The sequence below is a fragment of the Rhizobium moroccans genome (assembly GCF_057559155.1).
Window position 1 is genome coordinate 1 of record NZ_JBHFJG010000014.1, and the last position, 23,590, is coordinate 23,590.

Sequence of the window (23,590 nt, forward strand, 5' to 3'; positions counted from 1 at the left end):
TGGGTCACGTAGATCGAGGTCGCCTTCAGATCGGCGTGCATTTTCTTGATTTCCGCCCGCATCTGCTCGCGCAGCCGGGCATCGAGATTGGAGAGCGGCTCGTCGAACAGGAAGGCCTTGGGCTGGCGCACGATCGCGCGTCCCATCGCGACACGCTGGCGCTGCCCTCCCGATAGCGCCTTCGGCCGACGCTCCAGAAGCGGTTCCAGTCCCAGCTTGGCGGCAGCTCCCCCGACCGCCTGCTCGATCTTCTCCTTCGCCGCCTTCCGCAAACGCAGGCTGTAGCTCATGTTGCCGGCGACGCTCATATGCGGATAGAGCGCGTAGGACTGGAACACCATCGCGATATCCCGGTCCTTCGGATGCAGCTCGTTGACCCGGCCGCCGGCGATGCGGATCTCTCCGGCGCTGACATTCTCCAGGCCGGCGATCATCCTCAGCAGGGTGGATTTCCCGCAGCCCGACGGCCCCACCAGCACGATGAACTCGCCGTCGCGGATATCGAGGTCGATGCCATGCAGCACGGAGACGTGGCCGTAGGACTTTTCAAGATTCTCGATCTGAATGGACGCCATGTGACTACCCCTTGACCGCACCGGCCGTGAGGCCCTGGACGAGATACCGCTGAATGAGAAGGAAAAAGAGCGCCGCCGGAATGAGCGCCAATATGCCGGCCGCCATCATCTGCCCGAAATCGACGGAGAACTTCGAGACGAAAGTGAGAAGGCCGACCGGGAAAGTCGCCGCATCGTTGCCGTTGATGAGCATCAGAGCGAAGAGGAGTTCGCTCCAGGCGGCCGTGAACACGAAACCGAGTGTCGCAGCGATCCCTGGCAATGTCAGCGGCAGAATGATCTGCCTGAACGCCGTGAACTTGGTCGCTCCGTCGATCATCGCCGCCTCTTCCAGATCCTTCGGAATGCCGTCGAAGAAGGATTGCATGAGGAAGGTCGCGAAGGGCACGTTGAAGGCGGTATAGACGACGATGAGACCCGTCAGGCTGTTGGTCAGCCCCAGCGGCGAGAGGATCTTGAAGATCGGCGCGACCAGCATGACCAGCGGGAACATCTGCGTCAGCAGCATCAGCGCGACGATCCAGTATTTCGCCCGGAAACTGAAGCGCGAGAGCGCGTATCCCGAAAGCGAGGCGCAGATCGTCACGGCGATCGCCGTGGAGGCGGAAACGATCAGGCTGTTCTTGAAGAAGGTCGGGAAGGCGCTGTGCCGCAGGACGAACGCGTAATGTTCAAAGGTGGTGCGCGTGGGCCAGAGCCGCACGCCCTCCGAATAGAGCAGATCGTTCGGCGTCACCGAAACCTTGAGAAGCCAGAAGAGCGGGAAGAGCGCGAAGGCGATGTAGCAGAGGATCGCCAGCCTATGCGCGATGGTCGGGAGGACGGATCGCTTCATGGTCTCAATCCTTGTTCAACAGCGTCTGCCGCAGCAGGATGATCAGCATCGAATAGGCGAGCAGCAGCACGAGCAGCACCAGCGCGATGGCGGACGCATAGCCGAAATCGAGCGCCCGGAACGCCTGGGTGAAGATGTAGCTCGCGACGATCTGGGTGCGGTCTGCCGGCCCGCCGCCGGTCATGACGACGATCAGGTCCGCGAAGTTGGATATCCACACGGTCCGCAAGAGAATGGTGATGGCGATCGTCGGCGCAAGGAACGGCAGCGTGATCGAAAGGAAGCGCTGGAACCAGTTGGCGCCGTCGATCGATGCGGCCTCGTAGAGATCGCGGGGAATGGCCTGCAGCGCCGCCAGAAGGGTAATCGCGAAGAAGGGAATGCCCCACCAGACATTGGCGATGATCGGCCCCCACATGGCATATTGCGGGTCGGACAGCAGGTTGCCCGGTTCTGATATCAGCCCGAGGCCGAAGAACCAGTGCGGCAGAGGACCGATCACCGGATTGAAGAGCCAGGCCCAGTTCAGCCCCGCCAGGAACGAGGGCACCGCCCAGGGAAGAAAGACGAGCGCCTGAACGAGCCCCCGGCCCCAGAACGGCTTGTCGAGCAGAAGCGCGAGGATCAGCCCGAAGATGAATTGCAGGAAAACCGAAGCGCCCGTCCACCAAAGCGTGTTCCTCAGGGCGCCGTAGAAGGCCGTGTCCCTGGAAAGCTCGCGGAAATGCTCAAGCCCCACGAAGCCGCCGGAAAACGGGTTGAGAAGCTGGATGTCGCGGAAGGCGTAGGAAACACCCACGACCAGTGGCACCAGCATGACCCCGATGATGAGGATCAGCGAAGGCGCGCTGTAGAGATAGGGCTCCGAAGCATCGGCGAGGCGGCGCAGCCAGGGCCGGCGGTCGCGGCGCATATCGAACGTGTCGGCAGGGGGCATCTGGATGCGATTTCCATCATGTTGCATGAATTTTCGGCCGATCGAAGCGCCGCCCCTCATCCGCTCCTTGCCGACGTCAAGCGTAGCAAGTCCCCTCTCCCCGTCGTTACGGGGAGAGGGAGAGGGTTAGGGTGAGGGGCAGACGCGCGACGGCAAAAGCTGGAAGAGCCCCCGTCGCTACTTCTTCGCCAAAAACTTCTGCTGCGCCTTCGTCAGGTAGTCGGCCCATTGGTCGGCGAGCTCTTTCGGCGTAATATCGCCCAGAAGCGCCTGCTGCGAACTCTTGATGGCGAGCGAATCCTTGAAGAAGGCGAACTCCTCGAGATAGGTCGGCATTACCGTCGGCACGGTGTTCGGATCGGCAAGCTCCTCGAACCAGCCCTTGAACTGATCTCCGGCATAGAACGGGTCCTGCTCGGCGGAAGTATAGGCCGGCAGAGCGCCGATCTTCTTGTTCCACTCGATATTGCCTTCCTTGCCTTCCAACGTCGCGATCAGCTTCCAGGAGAGATCCTTATTCTCGCTGGTCGAGAACATCGACCAGCCGGCATAGCCAATGGTCGGGAAGGACTTGCCGTCAGGTCCCTTGGGCAGCGGCACGACGCCGAAATCGTCCTTGTTCATGCGCTCGGCAACGGCGATCAGCGCATCCGGGTCCTGATCCAGGAAGGCGCAAGTGCCAGAATAGAAGCCGGCGACGACCTCGTTGAATCCCCAGTTGACGCTGTCCTTCGGCGCGTAGCCTTGTCTATAAAGGTCCACCATCCACTCGATGCCCTTAGCCCAGCCTTCGCTGCTCATCGTGGAGGTGCCGTCCTCGGTGAAATACTTGTTGTCGCCGGCCATGGAGGCAGCAAAGATCATCCAGCCGTTGAGGCCGCCGGGACCGCCGCGCATGCAGTAGCCGTATTTGCCGGGCAGCTTCGATATCGCTTCCGATGCCTTCGTGAATTCGTCCATGGTCTTCGGCGGCGCCGCGACGCCTGCCTCCGCCAGAAGCTTCTTGTTGTAGAACATCGCGCGCAGATAGAAGCCATAGGGCAGCATATAGGCGGTGTCCTTGACATCGCGGCCGAGTTCCAGCGCCCGCGGCGTCAGTTCCTTCGTGTGCTCCCACTTCTCCAGATAGGGTTCGAGGCTCTCCAGCATGCCGTTATTGGCATAGAGCGACAGCCAGGTATCGGGCATTTCCATTACGTCAGGCGTGTCGCCGGCGGAAACCATGGTCGCGAACTTCTGGAACGCCTCGTTCCAGGGAAGCGAGATGATCTCCACTTTCGTGCCGGGATTTTCGGTCTCGAACTTGCCGACGATCGATTTCAGGGTCTCCGTCCGCTCCGGGCTGGTGATGACCTCCACCAGCTTCAGCGTCGTGTCGGCAAGCACGCTGCCGGCCATGAGAGTGGTCAGAAATGCCGTTGCTATCAGTGTTTTCATTGTCGTTCTCCCAGTTGTTATTGATGCTGATGCCTATGAGGCGGCGGCGATCGCCTCCTCGATATCGCTCCACAGGACCTCGGTTCCCTCGAGACCCACATGGAGGCGTACGGACCGCGGACTGATGCCGAAGGCATGCGCGGAATTGGGCTGCGCCTTCTGCTGAAGCACCACCTCCCCCGGCACGATCAGGCTCTCGTGGCCGCCCCAGCTCACGCCGAGCTTGAAAAGCTTGAGGTGGTCGGCGAAGGGGCGGATATCGACGCCCTCCCGGAAGACGAAGGAAAACAGACCGGACGTCCCGTTGAGCCCCGCCGGCAGCCGGTTTGCGAGGCCCGGATGGCAGACCTGTTCCACCACATCCAGCTCCTGCAACCGGCGTGCTATGGTGAGCCCCGCGGCCTCATGCGCCTTCATGCGCAGCGGCAGCGTGCGCAGGCCGCGAATGAGCAGCCAGGCATCGAAGGGCGAAAGCTTGCCGCCGAGATAGGGATAGGCTTCCGATTTCAGCTGGCCGATCATCTCCTTCGAGCCGGCCACGACACCGGCGACGACATCGCTGTGGCCGCCGAGATATTTCGAGGCGGAATGGATGACGAGATCGACGCCGAGCGTGATCGGCCGCTGGAAGAACGGGCTTGCCCAGCTGTTGTCGATCATCGACACCACGCCATGCTTTCTCGCCAGCCCTGCGAGCGCCCCGACGTCATGCGCTTCCATGACCCAGCTCGTCGGGCTTTCCATGTAGAAGACCTTCGCGCCCGGCAGCGCCTTGGCGACGGCCTCCTCGTCGCGCCCGTCGACATAGGTCACCTCGATCTTCATGCGCTTGAGAATCGTGCCGAACAGCCGGAACGCATCGGGGTAAACGTGCTTGACCGCCACGATCCGGTCGCCCGGCTCCACGAAGCTCAGAACGGCGGAGGAGATCGCCGCCATGCCGCTCGCAAAGCCGAGCGCGTCTTCCGCCCCTTCGAGCTTCGCCAGCATTTCCTCGAACATGCGCACCGTCGGGTTGAGGCCGCGCGTATAGATCGGCCGCACCTTCTCTCCCCGGTAGGAGGAAAGCATGTCGTCGTAATCCTTGAAGGTGAAAAGCGAGGTCTGGGCGATTGGCGGAACGACGGCATCATAAGCATTGCCCTCGTCATGAGCGACGATGAGCGAAGCGAGGTCGAACGGTGCGGAACCGTCAGTCATCTGGACATTTCCTTGATATCTTCCTCGACGATTTCGAGGATGTTCAGTGTCTCGGTCCGCGCGGCTTCCGGGTCCTGCGCGACGATCGCGTTGAAAAGCGTGCGGTGAAAGGGAAAGGAGCGTCGGGCGAAATCGAACCGCTCGAACGGGTGGCTCCAGAAGCGCTCGAAGGTTTCCCGCATCTGCTCCAGCAATTGCCGGAACAGGGGATTGTGGGTCGCGTCATAGACCGCGAGATGGAATGCGAGGTCTTCCGGCCCCGCGGCGCCGTGGGCGTGATGCGCCCGCTCCATATCCTCGAGCCGCGCCTCGATGACCGTCAGATCCGCCTCGCTGCGCATGCGGGCAGCCACCATGCTCGCTTCGCATTCGAGCCCTCGCCTCACCTGCAGAGTTAGCAGAAGCGCATCGCGGAGATTCGCGGTTTCGAGCGAGAGCGGCATATGCACCGTGCGCCTGGAAATCGGCCTCAACAGATAAGTGCCGCTTCCCTTGCGGGCCTCGATGACCCCGAGCGCCTGAAAATGCCTCATGACCTCGCGGATCGTGGAACGCCCGACACCCAGCGCCGTCATCAATTCGCGCTCCGCCGGCAGCCTGTCGCCGGCCTTCAGGTCCGCGCCCTCCACATATTCGGCAAGCGCATCGGCCACCTGGCGGGCGCGGTCCATCGGAGGAAGCGGAGCGATGACGATCCTGGTCATGGTCACTCAAATTGGTCTGACATCTGAGCGATAATTCCTTTGCAGGCGTTCTCTGTCAATGCCCGCGATTGCGCCAGTCTGAAACTTTGTGACGCCGCTCGCGTTGGAATGACGGGACGCGGCAGGAGGCGAGCCATGAACGAAATGACCGAGACACGAAAACTGGCGGAGGAATACCTGCGGCTCGGCGGCCGCCGCAAATTGAAGGCCGACGACAACGTCATCACGATCCGCAAATGGGAAGAAGACCCGCCCGAGGCGGAGAAATTCTGGGTCGAGCATATCGAGCCTCTCGACCAGAGAACGCGCGAACAGGTCGAACTGTACCTGCCCAGTATCAACTTCCCTTGACACATCCTTCCCGGATTGACACGTCAGCGCCCATGGCTGGGCGCCGCCCATTTACCCGTCGTTAACCATAACCAAGCAAAGCTGCCGCCATTGAAGCCCCTTCGAACTGGAGGCATCCATGGCAGGCTCCGGCTCGGCCGCCGAAGACGAAGCCCCGCTGATTTCCAACCGCTTCCTGTATCGGCTGACCGCAATCGTCGCCGCGCTCGCGGTCCTGACGGCGGGCATCAGCCTTGCCGGCCGATGGTATGGGCAGCGCATGGCGCTTGCCGGTCATACTGACAGCACCGAGACCTTCCTGATCCGCATCGGCCAGGACGATCTGCGCCTTTCCGCCAACACCATCCGCTTCCGCGATCAACGCCATGGCGGCGCGGCCGAGCGCGTCGACCTCTACCTCACCTGGCCCGAACTGGAGGGTTACAGCGGCGAAAAACGCCTGCATTTTGATGATCTTACACGACCCGGCTCGCTGATTTTCCTGCAGCTGTCGCAGAGCACCATGTCAGCGGACATGTCCGGCCGGCTCGTTCCCATTTACTCGCAGCTTTTCGCCAAGGAAGAACCGCAACAGACCGCCCACGGGCTGACGATGCACCGCCTGCGTACCGATAGCGGCTACGGCGACGAAGTGATCTTCACGGCGCCGCGTCCGGGCAGGCCCGATTACGTGGTCCGCTGCCTGCTCCCCGCCGAAGGACAGGCACCGACCAGCGGCGATTGCCAGCGCGACATCCATCTCGGAAGCGATCTTACCGTGCTTTATCGCTTCTCCAGCGCGATTTTGAACGACTGGGACCACATTGATGCCGCGATTACCGCTTTTGTCGAAACGCGGCTGGTTGACGGGCCAGACGGGACGAATGGGCGAAATTAACTAAAACTCAGCATAATCCGGAAACCTGCCATTCATCATAAACCTCTTGGTAACGCTGTTCTCCTAGATTGGCCCAAGCGGCCGCGACTGGGGAGCGTCCGGACGATGCAAACTATACAAAACGATGAGTGCGGCAGTGTCGAATAAGATGTTCACCGCCTCCTTTCCAAAGGATGGCGCAAGAGTTCCGGACCGGTTCATTGGCTATTTTCTTACGCTGGTTCTGGCATTGTCGATATTTGCCGGCACAGCGGAGGCAGCCCCGAAATATGCGGGCATAGTCGTGGACGCCAACACCGGAAAGGTGCTTTACGGCGAGGATCCCGATGGCCTGCGCTATCCGGCGTCGCTCACCAAGATGATGACCCTCTACCTCACGTTCGAGGCACTGGAAGCCGGTCGCATCAGCCTCGACTCCAAGGTTCCCGTCTCCGCCAAGGCCGCCGCCGAACCGCCGTCCAAGCTCGGCGTTCGCGCCGGAGGCTCCGTGACGGTCGAGCAGGCCATCAAGGCGCTCGTCACCCGCTCCGCCAATGACATCGCTACCGCGCTCGGCGAATATCTCGGCGGTTCCGAGGGCCGTTTCGCGCAGTTGATGAACAACAAGGCTCGCGCGCTCGGCATGACGCGCACCACCTATCGCAACGCCCACGGCCTGCCCAATACGGCACAGATGACGACAGCGCGCGATCAGGCCCGGCTCGGAATGGCGCTTCGCCAGCACTTCCCGCAGTATTACGGCTATTTCTCCACGCGCAGCTTCCAGTTCGGCAAGCAGACGATCGGTAACCACAATCGCCTTCTCGGCAATGTTGAAGGCGTCGATGGCATCAAGACCGGCTATACCCGCGCCGCCGGCAGCAACCTCGCCACCTCGGTAAAGGTCGACGGCCGGCTGATCGTTGCAGTCGTTCTCGGCGGACGCTCCAGCGCCGCCCGCGACGCCCAGATGCGCAAGCTCGTCGCCGGCTACCTGCCCAAGGCTTCCCGCGGCGGCAGCGGCGCTCTGATCGCCCAGGCCGCGCCGGAGCCCGTCTCCCCGGCCCGCCGCATGGCTGCGCTCGACCTGCCGAACAGCGGCCCCGTTCCGCAGACCCGTTACAGCGAGCAGCCCGCCGCGACCGCCTATGCTTCGGAACCTGCCCAGAAACGGGTCATCAACGAAGCCATCAACGTCGCGATGGCCGGCGCCGCCGCCGTTCCGACCCCGGCTCCCGCCCCGGAATACATGCCGGAAGAGGCTTCGGCCGAGGGTGACGAATCCTCCGTCGATGAAGTCATCACCGCTTCGACCGGAAGCCGCATTCCGCAAGTCGATGTCACCGGCTGGGTGATCCAGGTCGGCGTCTCCGAGAGTGAGAAGGCGGCTAAAAATCTTCTGCAGTCCGCGCAGGACAAGGGCGGAAAGGCACTGCGTTCCGCCAAGCCCTTCACGGTCGCCGTCAACAGCAACGGCTCTCAGCTCTATCGCGCTCGCTTCGGCGGCTTCGATGACCAGAAGACGGCGGTCAATACCTGCAATGCCCTGAAGAAGAAGGGCGTCAACTGCTGGGCATCGCTGCAGTGATAGCGATTGGCTCCCAGCCTCGACAATGGCTGCGCCGGCCCGCCGGCGCGCTGAAATCTCGAAGAAGTATGGTGTAACGAGGTTTCCTGATGGGTACGAATGAGAACAGCGCAAGTTTCGATGGCGATCTGATCCAGTTGAAGAGCCGCGCGAGGGGCGCTGCCCTTCACCCGCTCCACGAAGCCGCGATGCGGCTCGCAGGGCTTGGCCTAAACCGGCCGCGCGAAAAGACCCGCGATCTGGTGGCCCTTCTTCTCGGCCATGGCGCCCGCGCCTGGCGTCAGTCACAGCCGGACGCGACAATTCATCTGCATGTTTCGTTCAGGTCCGGCCGGTCGCCGGTTCGGCTGAAGCTCCGCTGAACCGGGTAAGTTCCAGGAAGAGCGGAAGCCCCTCCCTTTAGAGAAGTCCGAGTTCGGCGAGTTCGCGCCGAAGCTCTTCGGGAAGAGCGGCCACGCCTTCCCCCAATTTTCCGAGATCGCGCGGCGCTTCCTCGTCTTTCAGGTAACGCCAGCCCTGGAACGGCCTTCGGGGCTGGGGCGCGGTCTCGATGACCTCCGGCCCGAGGATCAGTTCGCAGCGTTGGATGCCGTCGCCGCCGGTAAAGGTGCGAATGTCGAGAAGGTTCTGCCGCGCCAGCACCTGTCCCTTGATGACCCAGTAGAGCGAACCGCCGCCAAGCAATTCCTCCATCCGTTTCGGCACCATGCGCGTGGTATGAATGCTGTGCGGTTCGAGCCCCGCCGCCATGGCGCGCATCGATTTTTCCGCAACCCAGTCCCGGAGATCCTGGAGCGAGTCCGCCCCGACGCAGAGTTTGATCAGATGAAGAGCCATGGCTCGGTTCAAAACCTATCCGGCTTTCAGGTCAAGCCTCTCATCGAGATGCTCCACACGACCAGAGCCTTTCAGGGGTAGCGTCAACATTCGACGACATTGACGGCAAGCCCGCCGGTCGAAGTCTCCTTGTACTTCTCGCTCATGTCGTTGCCGGTCTGGCGCATGGTCTCGATACAGGCGTCGAGCGGCACGAAATGCGTTCCGTCGCCCTTGATGGCGAGCGAGGCGGCCGTTACCGCCTTGACCGCGCCGAGCGCGTTCCGCTCGATGCAGGGCACCTGCACGAGCCCGGCGATCGGGTCGCAGGTCATGCCGAGATGATGTTCGAGCGCGATTTCCGCGGCGTTCTCGATCTGCTCCGGGGAGCCGCCCATGACGGCTGCGAGCCCCGCCGCGGCCATGGCGGCCGCCGATCCAACCTCGCCCTGGCAGCCGACCTCGGCGCCTGAAATCGAGGCATTGTGCTTGATGATGCCGCCGACGGCCGCTGCCGTCAGCAGGAAATTGCGGATATCCTCCGCCGTCGCATCCTCATGGAAATGCAGGAAATAGCGGGCCGTGGCCGGAATGACGCCCGCCGCCCCGTTGGTCGGCGCGGTGACCACGCGTCCGCCGCTGGCATTCTCCTCGTTGACCGCCATGGCATAGACGCTCAGCCAATCGTTGGCGAGAACCGGGTTCAGCCGGTTGCTGCGCCACTCCTCCTTCAGCTTGTCGTGGATCGCCCTCGCCCGCCGCTTCACCTTCAAACCGCCGGGCATGATGCCGTCGACCTTCAGCCCGCGCTCGATGCAGCCGTTCATTGCCTCCCAAATGCCGTCGAGCCCGGCGTCGAGTTCGCTCGAACTCATGCGGGTCTCCTCGTTGGCCCGCTTCATCTGGGCGATCGTCAGGCCCGAACGCTGGGCCATGTCGAGCATCTGACTGGCGGTCGAGAAAGGATAGGGAACGCGCGCGTCGCTCGAAGCCTTCTTGGAATTTCGCAGCGCCTCCAGTTCCGTATCGGTCACCACGAAACCGCCGCCGATGGAATAATAGATGCGCTTGAGCAGGAGCCGGCCGTTCCGGTCATAGGCCGAAAAGCTCATTCCGTTGGCGTGCCCCGGAAGCGGCTGCTTCTTGTCGAAGATCAGGTCGGTCTTCGGCTGGAATTCGTAAGGCGGATGGCCAGGCGGCGTCACGCGTCCGGTCCGCTCCACCTCGGCGATGATCTCGTCCATCCGGTCGGGATCGACACTATGCGGTTCCTCGCCCATCAGGCCCAGGATCACCGCCCTGCCCGTTCCGTGGCCTATGCCCGTATAGGCGAGCGAGCCGTGCAGGCTGGCTTTGATCGCGGCCACCTGCGCACCGGCCGGCCGCGGCCAGTCGTCCGTAAGGATCAGCGCCAGAAAGCGGTTCGCGGCCGACATCGGTCCCATTGTATGGGAGCTCGAAGGGCCGATGCCGATCTTGAAAACGTCGAATACGGACAGAAACATGAAGCAACAGCTCCCGGATAGCGATGATGAAGGCTACGCCACATGGCGCGGATACCGTGGCAATCGCCCGACATCCGGTTTCATCAGAGCGACATACTCATGTCCATAAAATAAGAACGGCGCGGTACGAATACCACGCCGTTCTCATGAAAACGAAAATCGGATCACAAATCAGATCGTGCCGAAAAGGTAGGCGAGCGCCAGAACCCCGGCAAATCCCGCGAGCGCTTTCAAAGTAACGCCCCAGCAGGATTTCTGAGCGGTGTCTTCCATGATCACTCCAGTCGTATTGCGAATAGCGCTGCGGCCGTCGAACGGCCGCAATGGCTAACCCTATATTAAAGCGCCGCTCGTCTCGCAACTGCGAAAAGCGGCGGAAACACGGCGATTACACAGATCAGATGCGCACCCCACGCATAACAATCCCGAAAATCCGGGCATTTTCCTCCTCCTGCCACCGTCTTCCACCGCCGCAATTTCATCCCAGTGGTTAACGGCACTGAGGACTTGCCGGTCTCGGCGAAGTGAAGCATAGCTTGGGCCTACAGCCGAGGACGACGACTCACGTCATGACGACTGCAGATTACACCGCTCTAGCCTTTTTCGCACTCCTCTGGAGCGCCTATTCCTGGTTCACGGCCGGTGGCGGCGCGCGCTTTCTTCCGCGTGCGAGCCTCAATCGCGCCATGACCGAACGTCGCCGCGCTTGGATCTACAATTCGCTCAAGCGCGACCTGAAGATGATCGACACTCAGATCCTGGCGGGTCTTCAGAACGGCACCGCCTTCTTCGCCTCGACGTCCATCTTCGCGCTCGGCGGCTGCTTCGCCCTGCTCGGGGCAACCGAACAGGTGGAGGCGGTCTTCCGCGAGCTTGCCTTCGTTCCCTATGGCGGGCGCACGGCCTTCGAACTCAAGGTTGGCGGCCTCGCCATGATGTTCGGCTACGCCTTCTTCAAGTTCGGCTGGTCCTATCGGCTGTTCAACTACTGCACCATCCTGTTCGGCGCATTGCCGATGACGCATGAAACCCATGCCGATCGCATCGCCGCCGAGCGTGCCGCCGATCAGGTGATCCGCATGAACATCATCGCGGCCGGGCATTTCAACTCGGGGCTCCGGACGATCTTCCTGTCGATCGGCTATCTCGGCTGGTTCGCCGGCCCCTATGTTTTCATGGCGACGACCGCTTTCGTGATCTTCGTGCTCACCCGCCGCCAGTTCTTTTCGGATGCCCGGCTGGCGCTTCTCGATCGCGATGAAAAAGCCTGAACCAGATGAGGAAGAGCTTCCGTGACCCTTGCTGAGAGCCACAACACGCCCGGCACCCTTCCCCGCATCAGGTTGATCGATACGCTTCGTGGCCTGGCGCTGGTCGCCATGGCCTCCTACCATTTCACCTGGGACCTGGAATTTTTCGGCTATCTGGAACCCGGAACGGCAACCCAGGGGCTTTGGCGCCTCTATGCGCGGACGATTGCCAGCTCCTTCCTCTTTCTGGCCGGCGTCAGCCTCGTGCTGGCGCATTTTCCGCAAATCCGCTGGCAATCCTTCTGGAAGCGCTTTGCGATCGTTGCGGGCGCGGCGCTCGCCATCAGCGTCGCGACGCTTTTCGTCGTGCCGGACGAATGGATATATTTCGGCATCCTGCACAATATCGCAGTGTCCAGCCTGGTCGGCCTCGCCTTCCTGAGGCTTCCTCCGGCCGTCACCGCCGCGGCGGTGGTGCTGATCGTCGCGGCCATGGTCGCCGACAACTACATGCCGGGCCTGATGAAATCAGCCGCCCTCGATCCGCGATATCTGAGCTGGCTGGGATTTGCCGAAACACCGCCGCGCTCGAACGATTACGTGCCGCTCTTTCCATGGGTTGCGGCGCTGCTCGCCGGCATTGCCGTGGCGCGTTTCGCCCGATCGGGAAACTGGCTGCCCCGTCTTGCGGCCTTCCAGACGCAATCGAACCTGCTCTCGAAGGCCGGGCGTCACAGCCTCATCATCTATCTGGTGCATCAGCCGGTGCTGATCGCCCTCGTTTATCTCTTTTCGATGGTTCACCCGGCGGCGGCGCCCGATCCACGGCAGAGCTACGTGCGAAGCTGCGAGGCGGGCTGCCTCGGCCAGACGAACGACGCCGGCCTCTGCCAGCGTTTCTGCGGCTGCACCGCAGACCGGCTGATCGAGCAATCGCTCATGCAGCCTGTCCAGACGGGCACGATCGATCCGAACACCGATGAGCGGGTACTGACCATCGCCCAGGAATGCGCTACCCAGGCCCGATAAGATAAGGGAATAAGCGGAAGGTCAGGTGCCGACGCCGATCTCGGCGAGCCGCGTCAGGCAGGCTTCCTCGACATGGTCGAGTTCGGCAAGGGTATCCTCGATATCCTTGCGCTTCTGGCGAAGTTCGTCGCGCTTCTCGTCGACGCGCTTCATCAGGAGCTTGAGTTGGCCCATTTCGCCCGGCGGCTCCTTGTAGACCTGGATGATCTCGCGGATCTCGGCGATCGTGAAGCCGATACGGCGGCCACGCAGGATCTCCTGGATCAACCGGCGATCAGCGGCACGGAAAAGACGCGTCCGGCCGCGGCGCTCCGGATGGATCAGCCCTTCGTCCTCGTAGAAGCGCAGCGTGCGGGTCGATACCCCAAATTCCCGCGTCAGTTCCGTAATGCTGTAATATTTGTCCACGATCGTTCCCTGCTTAAACCGCCAAATTAATTGACTTTTACGTAACAGTCAATTTGCGGCTTACCGACCGCTCTAAGTCGAAAGGAACCACCAGGTCGCCAGCCCGAGGAACGAGAAGAAACCCGTCGTATCGGTGATCGCCGTCACGAAGACCGCCGATGAGACGGCGGGGTCGGCACCGGCGCGGTCGAGAAGCAGCGGGATCATTATCCCGGCCATGGCGGCGGCGAACATGTTGATGAGCATCGCCGTCGCGATCAGCCCGCCGATATGCACATCCTGGAACCAGAACCCGGCCACCAGGCCGACCAGGCAGCCGATCACCACCCCGTTGATCAGCCCCACGCCCGCCTCGCGGCGGGCCACGCGCCAGGCGTTGTGGATGTCGAGATTGCGGGTCGCAAGCGCCCGCACCGTCACTGTCATCGTCTGCGAGCCGGCATTGCCGCCCATGCCGGCGACGATCGGCATCAGGATAGCAAGCGCCACCACCTCTTCGATCGTCGCTTCGAAAAGCGAGATGACCGAGGCGGAGATGAAGGCTGTCACCAGATTGATGAGCAGCCACGGCACGCGCGAGCGCGAGATTTCGGTGACCGTGTCGGAAAGCTCCTCGTCGCCTACGCCGCCGAGGCGCATGATGTCCTCTTCGGCCTCCTCCTGGATCACGTCCACCACGTCGTCGATGGTGAGCACGCCGACCAGGCGGCCGTTGTCGTCCACCACCGCCGCGGAGAGAAGGTCGTATTGCTCGAAGAGTTGCGCTGCCTCTTCTTGGTCCATTTCGGCCGGGATCGGATGGTTCGTCTCGCGCATGATGCTTTCGATGCGCACCTGCCGCTTGGTACGGAGAATCCGGTCGAGATCGACCACTCCGAGCAGCTTGAAGGTCGGATCGATCACGAAGATTTCCGTGAAGCTTTCCGGCAGGTCCGCGTCCTCGCGCGTGTAGTCGATCGTCTGGCCGACAGTCCAGAACGGCGGCACGGCGACGAATTCCGAGCGCATGCGCCGGCCGGCGGATTGCTCAGGATAATCGAGCGCCCGGCGCAACCGCACCCGTTCGGTGAAGGGCAGTTGCGCTAGGATCTCCTCCCGGTCCTCGTGATCGAGGTCTTCCAGAATATAGACGGCGTCGTCCGAATCGAGATCGCCGATCGCGGCCGCGATCTGCGCGTTCGGCATCTGCTCGACGATTTCGAGGCGGATCGCCTCGTCCACCTCGGTGAGCGCGGTAAGGTCGAAGTCGTCTCCGAGCAGTCTGACGAGTGCGAGGCGCTGATCCGGCTGGATCGCCTCCAGCAGATCGCCGAGCTCCGATTCATGCAGTCGGGCCACGTGCTGGCGCAGAAAAAGAACGTCGCGATCGGCGATCGCCGCGCCGACCATGGCGAGGAAATCGCTGCGGATCGAGCCGTCCTCGGCATAGATGTCCTCGCCGGCCTCCCCGGCATGGACGCGGACGCGGTCGTCTTCGCCGATATTGCTCATCTGCCGCCCTCGCCTGCTTTGCCCGACGCCAGGAGGATGGCGGCGGAAAGCTCATTGTCAACAACCGGATAGCGCTTTGCCGGGGAACTCTGCCCGTCCCGAGCACTTCCCCTGCTAGACCAATTGCTTCCGCCGGTCCACCCCCGCCTCCCGGAGAAGGTTGAGCAATGGAAATTTCGGCCTTATCTGAGTGCACGACATCCTTCCACGGAAGCTTTCATGGCCCTTTTGACCATCCTCAGATATCCCGATCCCGGCCTCTCTGTCCGCTGTGAACCGGTGCGGAGCTTCGACGAGCGGCTGCGCACGCTCGCCTTCGATCTTTTGGAGACCATGCGGGCAGCTCCCGGCGTCGGCATCACCGCCGCCCATGTCGGCGAACATGTCCGGCTCGTGGTCCTCGAACTCTCGCGCGAACAAGGCCCGCTCTTCTACGTCAACCCGGAAATCCTCGCCGTCTCGAGCGAAACCATGCGGCATGTCGAAGGCAGCGTCTCCATGCCCGGAGCGACCGACGAGATCGAGCGCCCGCGAAAAGTCCGCCTCCGCTATCAGGATATGGATGGAGTACGGCATGAGGAAGAGCTTGAAGGCTTTCACGCCATCTGCATGCAGCACGAGATCGATCAGCTCGACGGGATATTCTGGCTGAAGCGGCTTTCCAGGCTCAAGCGCGACCGGCTCGTCCGCAAATGGGAAAAGAGCCGGTAGAACCAAACGCGCCGTCGCTCGTTCTCCTGTCTCGACCAGGAGGAGCTACGATCATGACTGCGACCACAGACAAGACCGAGGCCCAGCTCGAGGACGACGTCGCCGCGCGGCTGGCGAGCCTGCCCGACGTCGACGCCTCCGAAATCCGCCCGCGTGCCGAGGGAACCAAGGTCATACTCGAAGGTTCTGTTGATACCGTGTTTTCAGCCCGCAAGGCGGTGTTGTGCGCGGAAGCCGTGGATGGAGTGCATGACGTCGAAAGCCATCTGAAATTGACAGGCAGGAAGGATGGCGATCCATCCGCGACAAGCCATTGATCTCGATGAAAGCCGGCGCGCGAGCGAGTGCGCCGGCCCCGGGTTCGGTCCGAGTTCGACGCTTGCGTCTGACCCAGGATTGGAAATGACAGGAGGCAGTTATGCCGGCCAAGAAAAACGCTGACGATATCTCCCGCGAAGAGGATTTTCGCGATTACGACGACCGGAACATCGACGAGGGATGGCCCTATGACGATGCCGCCGGCGCCGGCAAGCGCCCGGTCGACAATGCTCCTTACGGCCAGCCTTCCGCCAATTTCGACAGGGAGCGCAACCGCGGCTATCGCGTGGACGAGGCCGATTTCGATGGGCTGGAGGAACGTCAGGCCGATAGTATTTTTCCCGGCACCGAAGGCCTCGAAGAGTCCGACGACCTCGAGGAGCGTGTCAGTGATGCGATCGACAATCTCGGCGTGATCGACATGGCCTCCATCGACGTGCATGTGGAAAAGGGCGTCGTAACCCTCGAAGGCGTGGTGGACGAGGCCGAGACCTCCCGCAGGATCGGCCGGCACATCCAGGGCATCGCCGGTGTCCGCCGCGTCGTCAACAATCTGCGGCTTGCCGGCATCGACAGCCATATTCCAGATGAGGACTGACCTCGCTCGTCAGCCCACCTGCAGCGTGATCTCAGGCGATCCGCGCAGCGTATTGCTGACGGTGCAGATATCCTCCGCCATGTGGGCGATCTCCTGCTTTTCCAATTCGGTGAAATCGCCCTTGATCTCCATATGAGCGGCGAAGCGCGCTACGCGCGAGGGCTCCTCGCCCGCCTTTTCTCCCGTCACATGCGCCCGCGCCTCGTCGAAGCGGTTGAGGATGCCGAGCCGGCTCGCCGCGATCCGGGCGCTCAGCACCAGGCATCCCGCAAGCGAGGAATAGAGAAGGTCGAGCGGGTTGAAACCCGGATCACTCGCGCCGGTGACGATTTCCAGCGAACCGCCGGTCTCCGTCGTCACCTGCGGGCGGCCCGTGCGCCCCAGCGTCGCCGTGGCTCCGACCGGTCGCGTCTTGATCTTGATCTCGCTCATTTCTTCCTCATGATCCGCATAAAGCGGGGCTCGGCCGCGACATAATCCAATAAAAAGCGGCACCTTCTTATCATAAGCTTGCCGGAACTTGACCGGATTTGAATTTTCGCGGATGGAGAGGCACCCGAAATTCAATAAGCATTCCGATCAAGGTCTGCGCTTCAGGGAGGTACATATATTATGAATTCGCTCTTCGGTCGCCTGGCTATCGCAGGTGTCGTCGCCGCAACCGCCTGGACGGGCGGCGCATTCGCCCAATCCACCGAGGTCAAGATCGCCTACGCTCTTGCCCGCGATTCCCACTATGGCGCGGCCGCCGATGCCTGGGACAAATATGTGACGGAAACCAGCGGTGGCCGGTTCAAGTTCACCCATTTCCCCTCCTCCGCCCAAGGCGGCGAGCGTGAAGTCATCGAAGGCCTGCAGCTCGGAACCGGCGTGCAGGCGGTCGTTGTCTCCTCCGGCGCGCTTTCGAACTTCGTTCCGGAAATCGGCGTCACCGACATCCCCTTCCTGTTCCGCGATCTCACCCATGCCCGCACAGTGCTCGACGGCCCGGTCGGCCAGGAAATCCTGGCGAAGTTCCAGGATCGGCAGTTGATCGCGCTTGCCTGGGGCGAGCAGGGCTTCCGCCACATCACCAACAATCGCCAGCCGATCGAAAAGCCGGAAGACCTCGCGGGCCTCAAGATCCGGACCATGGAAAACCCGGTTCATATCGCCGCCTTCGAGACGGCGGGCGCCGCACCCACGCCCATGTCCTGGCCGGAAGTCATCCCCGCCCTGCAGCAGGGCGCCATCGACGGCCAGGAAAACCCGCTTTCGGTCATCGTTTCGGCGAAGCTCTGGGAAGTCCAGAAGTACCTCACGGTTTCCGGTCACGTCTATTCGCCGGCCATGCTGATCGTTTCCCCGACCTTCTGGGATAGCCTTTCGGACGAGGACAAGAAGCTCTTCACCGATGGCGCCACCAAGGGCAAGGAAGCCATGCGCGCCTTCGTGGACCAGTCGGAGAAGAACGGCATCGCGACCGCGAAGCAGAACGGCATGCAGGTGAACGAGCTCAGCGACGCTCAGAAGGCCGAGTTCCAGAAGGCCATCCAGGCCGCCTATGACGGCTATTACGAAACCTACGGCAAGGACCTGGTCGACTCGATCGTCGCGACCAAGTAATCCGATTTAGAGCGGTTCAGGCACCCCGCAGCGTTGCGGGGTGCTTTCCGTTTTCGGCGCTGCCGCGCTCGGGGGAATTTGACATGCAGAAGATCGAACGCATTTTCGTCGAGGCAAATCGATGGGCGCTCATCGCCATCCTGAGCGCGATGGCGATCCTCGTCTTCCTCAACGTCATCCTGCGTTATCTCACCAACCACTCCATCACCTGGTCGGATGAGGTCTCGCGCCATCTCATGATCTGGCTCACCTTCATCGGCGCCGGCATCACGCTGAGGCATGGCGGGCTCGTCGCCATCGACAATCTGCAGGCGGCCCTCGGCGACAGGAAGGCCCGGCTGCTCCGCCTCGTCGTGGCCGCCATCATGCTCGCCTTCTTCGTGATGATGATCTGGGTCGGCAAGACCTATGTGGAGCGCACCATGTTCCAGACGACGCCCTCCACGCGCATTCCCTTCGGCTACATCTATCTCGCCATGCCGATCGGGTTCGGGCTGCTGATCGTCCATTTCCTCTTCGTGCTCAGAACCTATCTGGCAGGCGGCATGAGCGGCTTGCAGGGCGACAGCGACACTCCGCCGGTCGCCGCATAGGCTTCACGGCAAATTGCAGCGCGGCGCCGGTCGCCGCCTTTCGAAGTTTTCGTCCATGATCATCATTCTCTTCGTCTCCTTCTTCATTCTCTTGGCGCTCGGCGTTCCGGTCGCCTTCACGCTGGCGATCTCCACCTGGCTTGCCGTCATCCTCGGCAGCAATTATCCGCAGATCGTCGTGATCAAGGAGATGTTCACCGGCGTCGACAGCTTTCCGCTGCTCGCCGTGCCCTTCTTCATCCTCGCCGCCGAGCTGATGACCGGCGGCGCGCTGACGCATCACCTGCTGCGGCTTGCCGCGCAGTTCGTCGGCCGCGCCCGCGGCGGCCTCGGCTATGCCAGCATCATCTCGACCACGCTCTTTGCCGGCATTTCCGGCTCGGCGCTCGCCGCAGCCGCGGGCCCCGGCGCCATGACCATCCGCATGATGGAGAAGAGCGGCTACGAGAAGCGCTATGCCTCGGCGCTCGCTGCCGCCGTCGCGGTGGTGGACCCGATCATCCCGCCCTCCATCACCATGATCATCTACGCCCTGCAGGACAGCCGCGTATCGGTCGGCTCGCTCTTCATCGCCGGCGTCGTGCCGGGCCTCCTCATCTCGCTCGCCATGTGCGCGGTGAATTTCTACATCTCCCGCAAGCGCGACTACCGCTCCATGGATATCCGCCCGACGGCGCGGGAAATGGTCTTGAACACGCTCTACGCCGTCCCCGCCATGGCGCTCATCGTCATCGTCGTCGGCGGCATCCGCATGGGCTGGTTCACGCCCACGGAAGCCTCGGTCATCGCAGTTTTCTACGCGCTCTTCTGCGGCATGTTCATCTATCGCTCGCTGAAGGTGAAGGACCTGCCGGAGATCATCTTCCGCTCGGCCATGGTCACCGTCGGCATCCTGCTGATCCTCGCATCCGCGCGCGCCTTCGCCTGGGTGCTCATCATCGAGGGCGTGCCGCAATTCCTGGCGGATGTCATCATCGGCTGGAATTTGAGCCCGATCGCCTTCCTGCTGGCGGTCAACCTGCTGCTGTTGATCTTCGGCATGTTCATGGACCCGCTGCCGGGCGTGATGATTCTCGTGCCAATCCTGGCCCCGATCTCCTTCCAGCTCGGAATCGATCCGATCCAGTTCGCGATGATCGTCATCCTCAACCTGACGGTCGGGCTCATCACCCCGCCGGTCGGCGCGCTCCTCTTCGTGGTATCATCCGTGGTGAAGATCAGGGTCAGCGAGATCACGCGGGAGATGACGCCGTTCCTGCTGGCCTATCTGGTCATCCTGCTGGCGATAACCTTCATCCCGGCACTCTCCACCTGGCTGCCGCACGCGACCGGCTTCTGAAACGACGTGAAAATCAGCAACCCTCGAGGCGATCGATACGGGCACGTATCGGTCGCCTTTTCGTTTTCCCGAAAGGTCTTGAAAAGCGGGCAACAAAAAACCCGCCGAAGCGGGTTCTTGTTTTTGGTGCGGTCGAGAAGACTCGAACTTCCACGGGTTGCCCCACAGCGACCTCAACGCTGCGCGTCTACCAATTCCGCCACGACCGCATCGTGGTAGGTGCCGATTTGCCTCGGCGAGCGAGCATGTAGCAAAAGGATTCCGGGTGCACAAGTGCGCCATGACACATTTTTGAAGGATAAAAATCGGACTGTGGAATACCTATATGGAACAGGGCTTTCACCGCGCCTCTTGCCGCCATCCTTCGTTTTTGCCAGAAGAAATCCCATGCTGACGCGCACCGATCTTCAGATTTCCATGCACCCCGCCCCCGGTTCTCCGCCGGTGCGCTGGCGCATTTCCGAAGGACTCGTTCCTTATGAGCAGGCGGTCGCCGAAATGGAGCGGGAAGTGGCCGCCATCGCCGACGGCAAGGCGGACGAACTCGTCTGGCTTCTCGAGCACCCGCCGCTCTATACCGCCGGCACCAGCGCCGACGCCACCGACCTCATAGAGCCCGACCGATTCCCGGTCTTTGCCACCGGGCGCGGCGGCGAATACACCTATCACGGCCCCGGCCAGCGGGTCGCCTATGTGATGCTGGACCTGAAACGCCGCCGCCAGGATGTCCGCGCCTATGTGGCTGCGCTGGAAGAGCTCGTGATTCGCACCCTCGACATGATGAATGTCCGCGGCGAGCGCCGCGAGGACCGCGTCGGCGTCTGGGTGCGACGGCCGGAGAAGCCCCTTCTACCCGATGGTTCCATGGCGGAGGACAAGATCGCGGCGCTCGGCATCCGGCTTCGCCGCTGGGTGAGCTTCCACGGCCTCTCCCTCAATGTGGACCCGGATCTTTCGCATTTCTCCGGCATCGTGCCCTGCGGCATCAGTGCCTATGGTGTGACGAGCCTGGTCGATCTCGGCCTGCCGGTGATGATGGCGGATGTCGACATGCGGCTGCGCGAGGCATTCGAGGAAGTTTTCGGCGAGAGCGTCATCGAGAATGCTTCCGCTTGAAGATGGCCGGCGGCTGTGATTTGAAAGGCGCGTTCCCGGAAAGCGCGCCATATGCAACCCGCCCCTACCCTTGAAAATCCCCTGAAGGGCATGGCCATCATGGCCACCTGCATGGCCGTCCTGCCGCTCATGGATGCCATCGCCAAGTACATGGCGACCTTCGAGGGCATGTCGCCGGGCCAGGTCACCTTCTACCGCTTCTTCTTCCAGCTCGTCTGCATGCTGCCGCTGATGTTCTTCGTCGGCGCATCGATCTTCCGCGCCCGGCGTCCCTGGATGAACCTGCTGCGCGGCGCGCTTCACGCATCCGCGAGCCTGATGTTCTTCGCGGCGGTCAAATACATGCCGCTTGCGGATGTCTTCGCGATCTATTTCGTCGAGCCCTTCATGCTCACCATGATGTCGGCGCTCTTCCTCGGCGACAAGGTGGGCTGGCGCCGCTGGCTCGCCATCATAGTCGGCTTCGGCGGAGCGATGATCGTCATCCAGCCGAGCTATGCGATCTTCGGCTGGACGGCGCTGCTGCCGGTCGCCTGCGCCTTCCTCTATACGCTCTATCTCTTCCTCAACCGCGCCATCGGCGAGGCCGATTCGCCGCTCACCATGCAGATCATGGCCGGCATCGGCGGAACGCTGTTCATGGCGGCAGGCCTTGGATTGGGCCACAGCCTCGGCGGCGCGGAATTCGAGCCGTCCCTCCCCGCCTCCGCGCTCGGTCTCTTCCTGCTGGTCCTGCTCGGCTCGATATCCGGCTACATGCATCTGCTGGTCGTGCGCGCCTTTCGCCTGGCGCCCCTCTCGCTGCTGGCGCCCTTCCAGTATTTCGAGATCATCTCCGCCACCGTGCTCGGCTACGCGTTGTTCGGCGATTTCCCGACCCTGTCGAAATGGATCGGCATCGCCATCATCGTCGCCTCCGGCCTCTTCATCATCTGGCGAGAGCGTCTGAAAACAAAAGAGCCGGCAATCGCCTGATGCGGACCGTAGTCCCGCTTTAATCGCGCTCGTTTCCACGGTCCAACTTGCCGATTTCACCGCAGCGCCTGTCGTTTTGCGACACCTGATCGTCGGTTCCGGCTTGAGGCGCGCCGCCTCCCCATGTCAAAGTCCGCCCCGGATTCGAAAGATGAGGTAGATAGACCATGGATGTCCGCGCCGCCGTCGCCGTTCAGGCAGGAAAACCGCTCGAAGTCATGACCGTCAAGCTCGAAGGCCCGAAGGCCGGCGAGGTGCTGATCGAGGTGAAGGCGACCGGCCTCTGCCATACGGATGATTTCACGCTTTCGGGCGCCGATCCGGAAGGCCTCTTTCCCGCGATCCTCGGCCATGAGGGCGCCGGCATCGTCGTCGATGTCGGTCCGGGCGTCACCTCGGTGAAGAAGGGCGATCATGTCATTCCACTCTATACGCCGGAATGCCGGGAATGCCCCTCCTGTCTGTCGCGCAAGACCAATCTGTGCACCGCCATCCGCTCCACCCAGGGCCAGGGCCTGATGCCGGACGGCACCTCGCGCTTCTCGATCGGCAAGGACAAGATCCACCATTACATGGGCTGTTCGACCTTCGCCAACTACACGGTTCTGCCGGAGATCGCGGTTGCCAAGATCAACCCGGACGCACCCTTCGACAAGGTCTGCTATATCGGCTGCGGCGTCACCACCGGCATCGGTGCGGTCATCAACACCGCCAAGGTAGAAATCGGCGCGACGGCCATCGTCTTCGGACTGGGCGGCATCGGTTTGAACGTCATCCAGGGCCTTCGCCTTGCCGGCGCCGACATGATCATCGGCGTCGATCTGAACAACGACAAGAAGGCCTGGGGCGAGCGCTTCGGCATGACGCACTTCGTCAACCCGAAGGAAGTCGGCGACGACATCGTGCCCTATCTCGTCAACATGACGAAGCGCGGCGCGGACCAGATCGGCGGCGCCGACTACACGTTCGACTGCACCGGAAACACCAAGGTCATGCGCCAGGCGCTTGAAAGCTCGCATCGCGGCTGGGGCAAGTCGGTCGTCATCGGCGTTGCCGGCGCCGGCCAGGAAATCTCCACGCGTCCTTTCCAGCTCGTCACCGGACGTACCTGGATGGGTACGGCCTTCGGCGGCGCGCGCGGCCGCACCGACGTGCCGAAGATCGTCGACTGGTACATGGAGGGCAAGATCGAGATCGATCCGATGATCACCCACACCATGCCGCTCGAGGACATCAACAAGGGCTTCGAGCTGATGCATTCTGGCGAAAGCATCCGAAGCGTCGTGGTTTACTGAGGTTCTTGTGATTCGCCGTCCGGAGTGGTCCACCGACGCTCCGGATCGCGCGAAAACC

General features: G+C 62.2%; 26 protein-coding genes and 1 tRNA gene. 15 read left to right on the top strand and 12 right to left on the bottom strand.

Annotated features, from left to right (window positions below):
- From ACE04I_RS10685 to ACE04I_RS10710, 6 genes are all read right to left on the bottom strand, one after another.
- The coding region (locus ACE04I_RS10685) for an ABC transporter ATP-binding protein (protein ID WP_487207033.1) at positions 1-575 on the bottom strand (575 nt) is incomplete at its 3' end.
- A gap of 4 nt (positions 576-579) precedes the next feature.
- Positions 580-1,410 (bottom strand): carbohydrate ABC transporter permease, encoded by an 831-nt coding sequence (locus ACE04I_RS10690; protein WP_046792238.1) that lies wholly within the window; start codon positions 1,408-1,410, stop codon positions 580-582.
- A gap of 4 nt (positions 1,411-1,414) precedes the next feature.
- Positions 1,415-2,347, bottom strand: a complete 933-nt coding sequence (locus ACE04I_RS10695; protein WP_046792965.1) for a carbohydrate ABC transporter permease — start codon at positions 2,345-2,347, stop codon at positions 1,415-1,417.
- 177 nt (positions 2,348-2,524) lie between these two features.
- The gene (locus tag ACE04I_RS10700; RefSeq protein WP_046792237.1) at positions 2,525-3,784 is read right to left on the bottom strand and encodes an ABC transporter substrate-binding protein; all 1,260 of its coding nucleotides are present in this window, start codon (positions 3,782-3,784) and stop codon (positions 2,525-2,527) included.
- 33 nt (positions 3,785-3,817) lie between these two features.
- A complete protein-coding gene (locus ACE04I_RS10705; RefSeq protein ID WP_046792236.1) occupies positions 3,818-4,984 on the bottom strand; it encodes a PLP-dependent transferase in 1,167 nt (388 codons plus the stop codon).
- A complete protein-coding gene (locus ACE04I_RS10710) occupies positions 4,981-5,688 on the bottom strand; it encodes a FadR/GntR family transcriptional regulator (RefSeq protein WP_046792235.1) in 708 nt (235 codons plus the stop codon). The genes ACE04I_RS10705 and ACE04I_RS10710 overlap by 4 nt, the downstream gene beginning before the upstream one ends.
- Positions 5,689-5,823: 135 nt before the next feature.
- On the opposite strand from ACE04I_RS10710, the gene ACE04I_RS10715 reads away from it, so the two are divergent.
- The 4 genes from ACE04I_RS10715 to ACE04I_RS10730 all read left to right on the top strand — a co-directional run bounded on the left by ACE04I_RS10715 (position 5,824) and on the right by ACE04I_RS10730 (position 8,845).
- Positions 5,824-6,039 (top strand): hypothetical protein, encoded by a 216-nt coding sequence (locus tag ACE04I_RS10715; RefSeq protein WP_052760312.1) that lies wholly within the window; start codon positions 5,824-5,826, stop codon positions 6,037-6,039.
- A gap of 118 nt (positions 6,040-6,157) precedes the next feature.
- Positions 6,158-6,916 (top strand): hypothetical protein, encoded by a 759-nt coding sequence (locus ACE04I_RS10720; RefSeq protein WP_046792233.1) that lies wholly within the window; start codon positions 6,158-6,160, stop codon positions 6,914-6,916.
- A gap of 148 nt (positions 6,917-7,064) precedes the next feature.
- On the top strand, positions 7,065-8,483 hold the full coding sequence (locus ACE04I_RS10725; RefSeq protein WP_487207037.1) for an SPOR domain-containing protein: 1,419 nt from the start codon (positions 7,065-7,067) through the stop codon (positions 8,481-8,483).
- Positions 8,484-8,572: 89 nt separating this feature from the next.
- Entirely contained in the window at positions 8,573-8,845 is a 273-nt protein-coding gene (locus tag ACE04I_RS10730) for a hypothetical protein (protein WP_046792232.1), read from the top strand.
- A 37-nt stretch (positions 8,846-8,882) separates the two neighbouring features.
- On the opposite strand, the gene ACE04I_RS10735 is transcribed toward ACE04I_RS10730, so the two are convergent.
- Both ACE04I_RS10735 and ACE04I_RS10740 read right to left on the bottom strand, forming a co-directional pair.
- On the bottom strand, positions 8,883-9,320 hold the full coding sequence (locus ACE04I_RS10735) for a DUF1489 family protein (RefSeq protein WP_046792231.1): 438 nt from the start codon (positions 9,318-9,320) through the stop codon (positions 8,883-8,885).
- 83 nt (positions 9,321-9,403) lie between these two features.
- On the bottom strand, positions 9,404-10,804 hold the full coding sequence (locus ACE04I_RS10740; RefSeq protein WP_487207034.1) for an L-serine ammonia-lyase: 1,401 nt from the start codon (positions 10,802-10,804) through the stop codon (positions 9,404-9,406).
- Between the two features lie 569 nt (positions 10,805-11,373).
- Between ACE04I_RS10740 and ACE04I_RS10745 the strand changes: the two genes are divergently transcribed.
- Both ACE04I_RS10745 and ACE04I_RS10750 read left to right on the top strand, forming a co-directional pair.
- Complete coding sequence (locus ACE04I_RS10745; protein WP_046792229.1) at positions 11,374-12,075, top strand: DUF599 domain-containing protein; 702 nt, start codon at positions 11,374-11,376, stop codon at positions 12,073-12,075.
- 21 nt (positions 12,076-12,096) lie between these two features.
- Positions 12,097-13,083, top strand: coding sequence for an acetyltransferase domain-containing protein (locus ACE04I_RS10750; protein WP_046792228.1), 987 nt, complete (start codon positions 12,097-12,099; stop codon positions 13,081-13,083).
- 21 nt (positions 13,084-13,104) lie between these two features.
- On the opposite strand, the gene ACE04I_RS10755 is transcribed toward ACE04I_RS10750, so the two are convergent.
- Positions 13,105-13,491 (bottom strand): MerR family transcriptional regulator, encoded by a 387-nt coding sequence (locus ACE04I_RS10755; protein ID WP_046792227.1) that lies wholly within the window; start codon positions 13,489-13,491, stop codon positions 13,105-13,107.
- 72 nt (positions 13,492-13,563) lie between these two features.
- Positions 13,564-14,982: a magnesium transporter gene (gene mgtE, locus ACE04I_RS10760; protein ID WP_046792226.1), complete on the bottom strand. Its 1,419-nt coding sequence runs from the start codon at positions 14,980-14,982 to the stop codon at positions 13,564-13,566.
- A gap of 219 nt (positions 14,983-15,201) precedes the next feature.
- Here mgtE and ACE04I_RS10765 point away from each other — a divergent pair, with 219 nt between their 5' ends.
- From ACE04I_RS10765 to ACE04I_RS10775, 3 genes are all read left to right on the top strand, one after another.
- A complete protein-coding gene (locus ACE04I_RS10765; RefSeq protein WP_046792225.1) occupies positions 15,202-15,693 on the top strand; it encodes a peptide deformylase in 492 nt (163 codons plus the stop codon).
- A gap of 53 nt (positions 15,694-15,746) precedes the next feature.
- Entirely contained in the window at positions 15,747-16,010 is a 264-nt protein-coding gene (locus tag ACE04I_RS10770) for a BON domain-containing protein (RefSeq protein WP_052760311.1), read from the top strand.
- Positions 16,011-16,111: 101 nt separating this feature from the next.
- On the top strand, positions 16,112-16,609 hold the full coding sequence (locus ACE04I_RS10775) for a BON domain-containing protein (RefSeq protein ID WP_046792224.1): 498 nt from the start codon (positions 16,112-16,114) through the stop codon (positions 16,607-16,609).
- Between the two features lie 9 nt (positions 16,610-16,618).
- Here ACE04I_RS10775 and ACE04I_RS10780 read toward each other — a convergent pair whose 3' ends face one another.
- Positions 16,619-17,041 carry an OsmC family protein gene (locus ACE04I_RS10780; protein ID WP_046792962.1) on the bottom strand — a complete coding sequence of 141 codons (423 nt, stop codon included), beginning with the start codon at positions 17,039-17,041 and terminating at the stop codon, positions 16,619-16,621.
- 180 nt (positions 17,042-17,221) lie between these two features.
- Here ACE04I_RS10780 and ACE04I_RS10785 point away from each other — a divergent pair, with 180 nt between their 5' ends.
- From ACE04I_RS10785 to ACE04I_RS10795, 3 genes are all read left to right on the top strand, one after another.
- Positions 17,222-18,214 (top strand): TRAP transporter substrate-binding protein, encoded by a 993-nt coding sequence (locus tag ACE04I_RS10785; protein WP_052760310.1) that lies wholly within the window; start codon positions 17,222-17,224, stop codon positions 18,212-18,214.
- An 83-nt stretch (positions 18,215-18,297) separates the two neighbouring features.
- Positions 18,298-18,807 carry a TRAP transporter small permease gene (locus ACE04I_RS10790; protein WP_046792223.1) on the top strand — a complete coding sequence of 170 codons (510 nt, stop codon included), beginning with the start codon at positions 18,298-18,300 and terminating at the stop codon, positions 18,805-18,807.
- A 55-nt stretch (positions 18,808-18,862) separates the two neighbouring features.
- Positions 18,863-20,146, top strand: a complete 1,284-nt coding sequence (locus tag ACE04I_RS10795) for a TRAP transporter large permease (protein WP_046792960.1) — start codon at positions 18,863-18,865, stop codon at positions 20,144-20,146.
- Positions 20,147-20,270: 124 nt separating this feature from the next.
- Here ACE04I_RS10795 and ACE04I_RS10800 read toward each other — a convergent pair.
- A tRNA-Leu gene (locus ACE04I_RS10800) sits at positions 20,271-20,355 on the bottom strand.
- A gap of 178 nt (positions 20,356-20,533) precedes the next feature.
- On the opposite strand from ACE04I_RS10800, the gene lipB reads away from it, so the two are divergent.
- The 3 genes from lipB to ACE04I_RS10815 all read left to right on the top strand — a co-directional run bounded on the left by lipB (position 20,534) and on the right by ACE04I_RS10815 (position 23,532).
- Entirely contained in the window at positions 20,534-21,262 is a 729-nt protein-coding gene (lipB, locus tag ACE04I_RS10805) for a lipoyl(octanoyl) transferase LipB (protein WP_046792222.1), read from the top strand.
- A gap of 51 nt (positions 21,263-21,313) precedes the next feature.
- Positions 21,314-22,237 (top strand): DMT family transporter, encoded by a 924-nt coding sequence (locus ACE04I_RS10810; RefSeq protein WP_046792221.1) that lies wholly within the window; start codon positions 21,314-21,316, stop codon positions 22,235-22,237.
- A gap of 167 nt (positions 22,238-22,404) precedes the next feature.
- Positions 22,405-23,532, top strand: coding sequence for an S-(hydroxymethyl)glutathione dehydrogenase/class III alcohol dehydrogenase (locus ACE04I_RS10815; protein WP_046792220.1), 1,128 nt, complete (start codon positions 22,405-22,407; stop codon positions 23,530-23,532).
- The last annotated feature ends 58 nt before the right edge of the window (positions 23,533-23,590 follow it).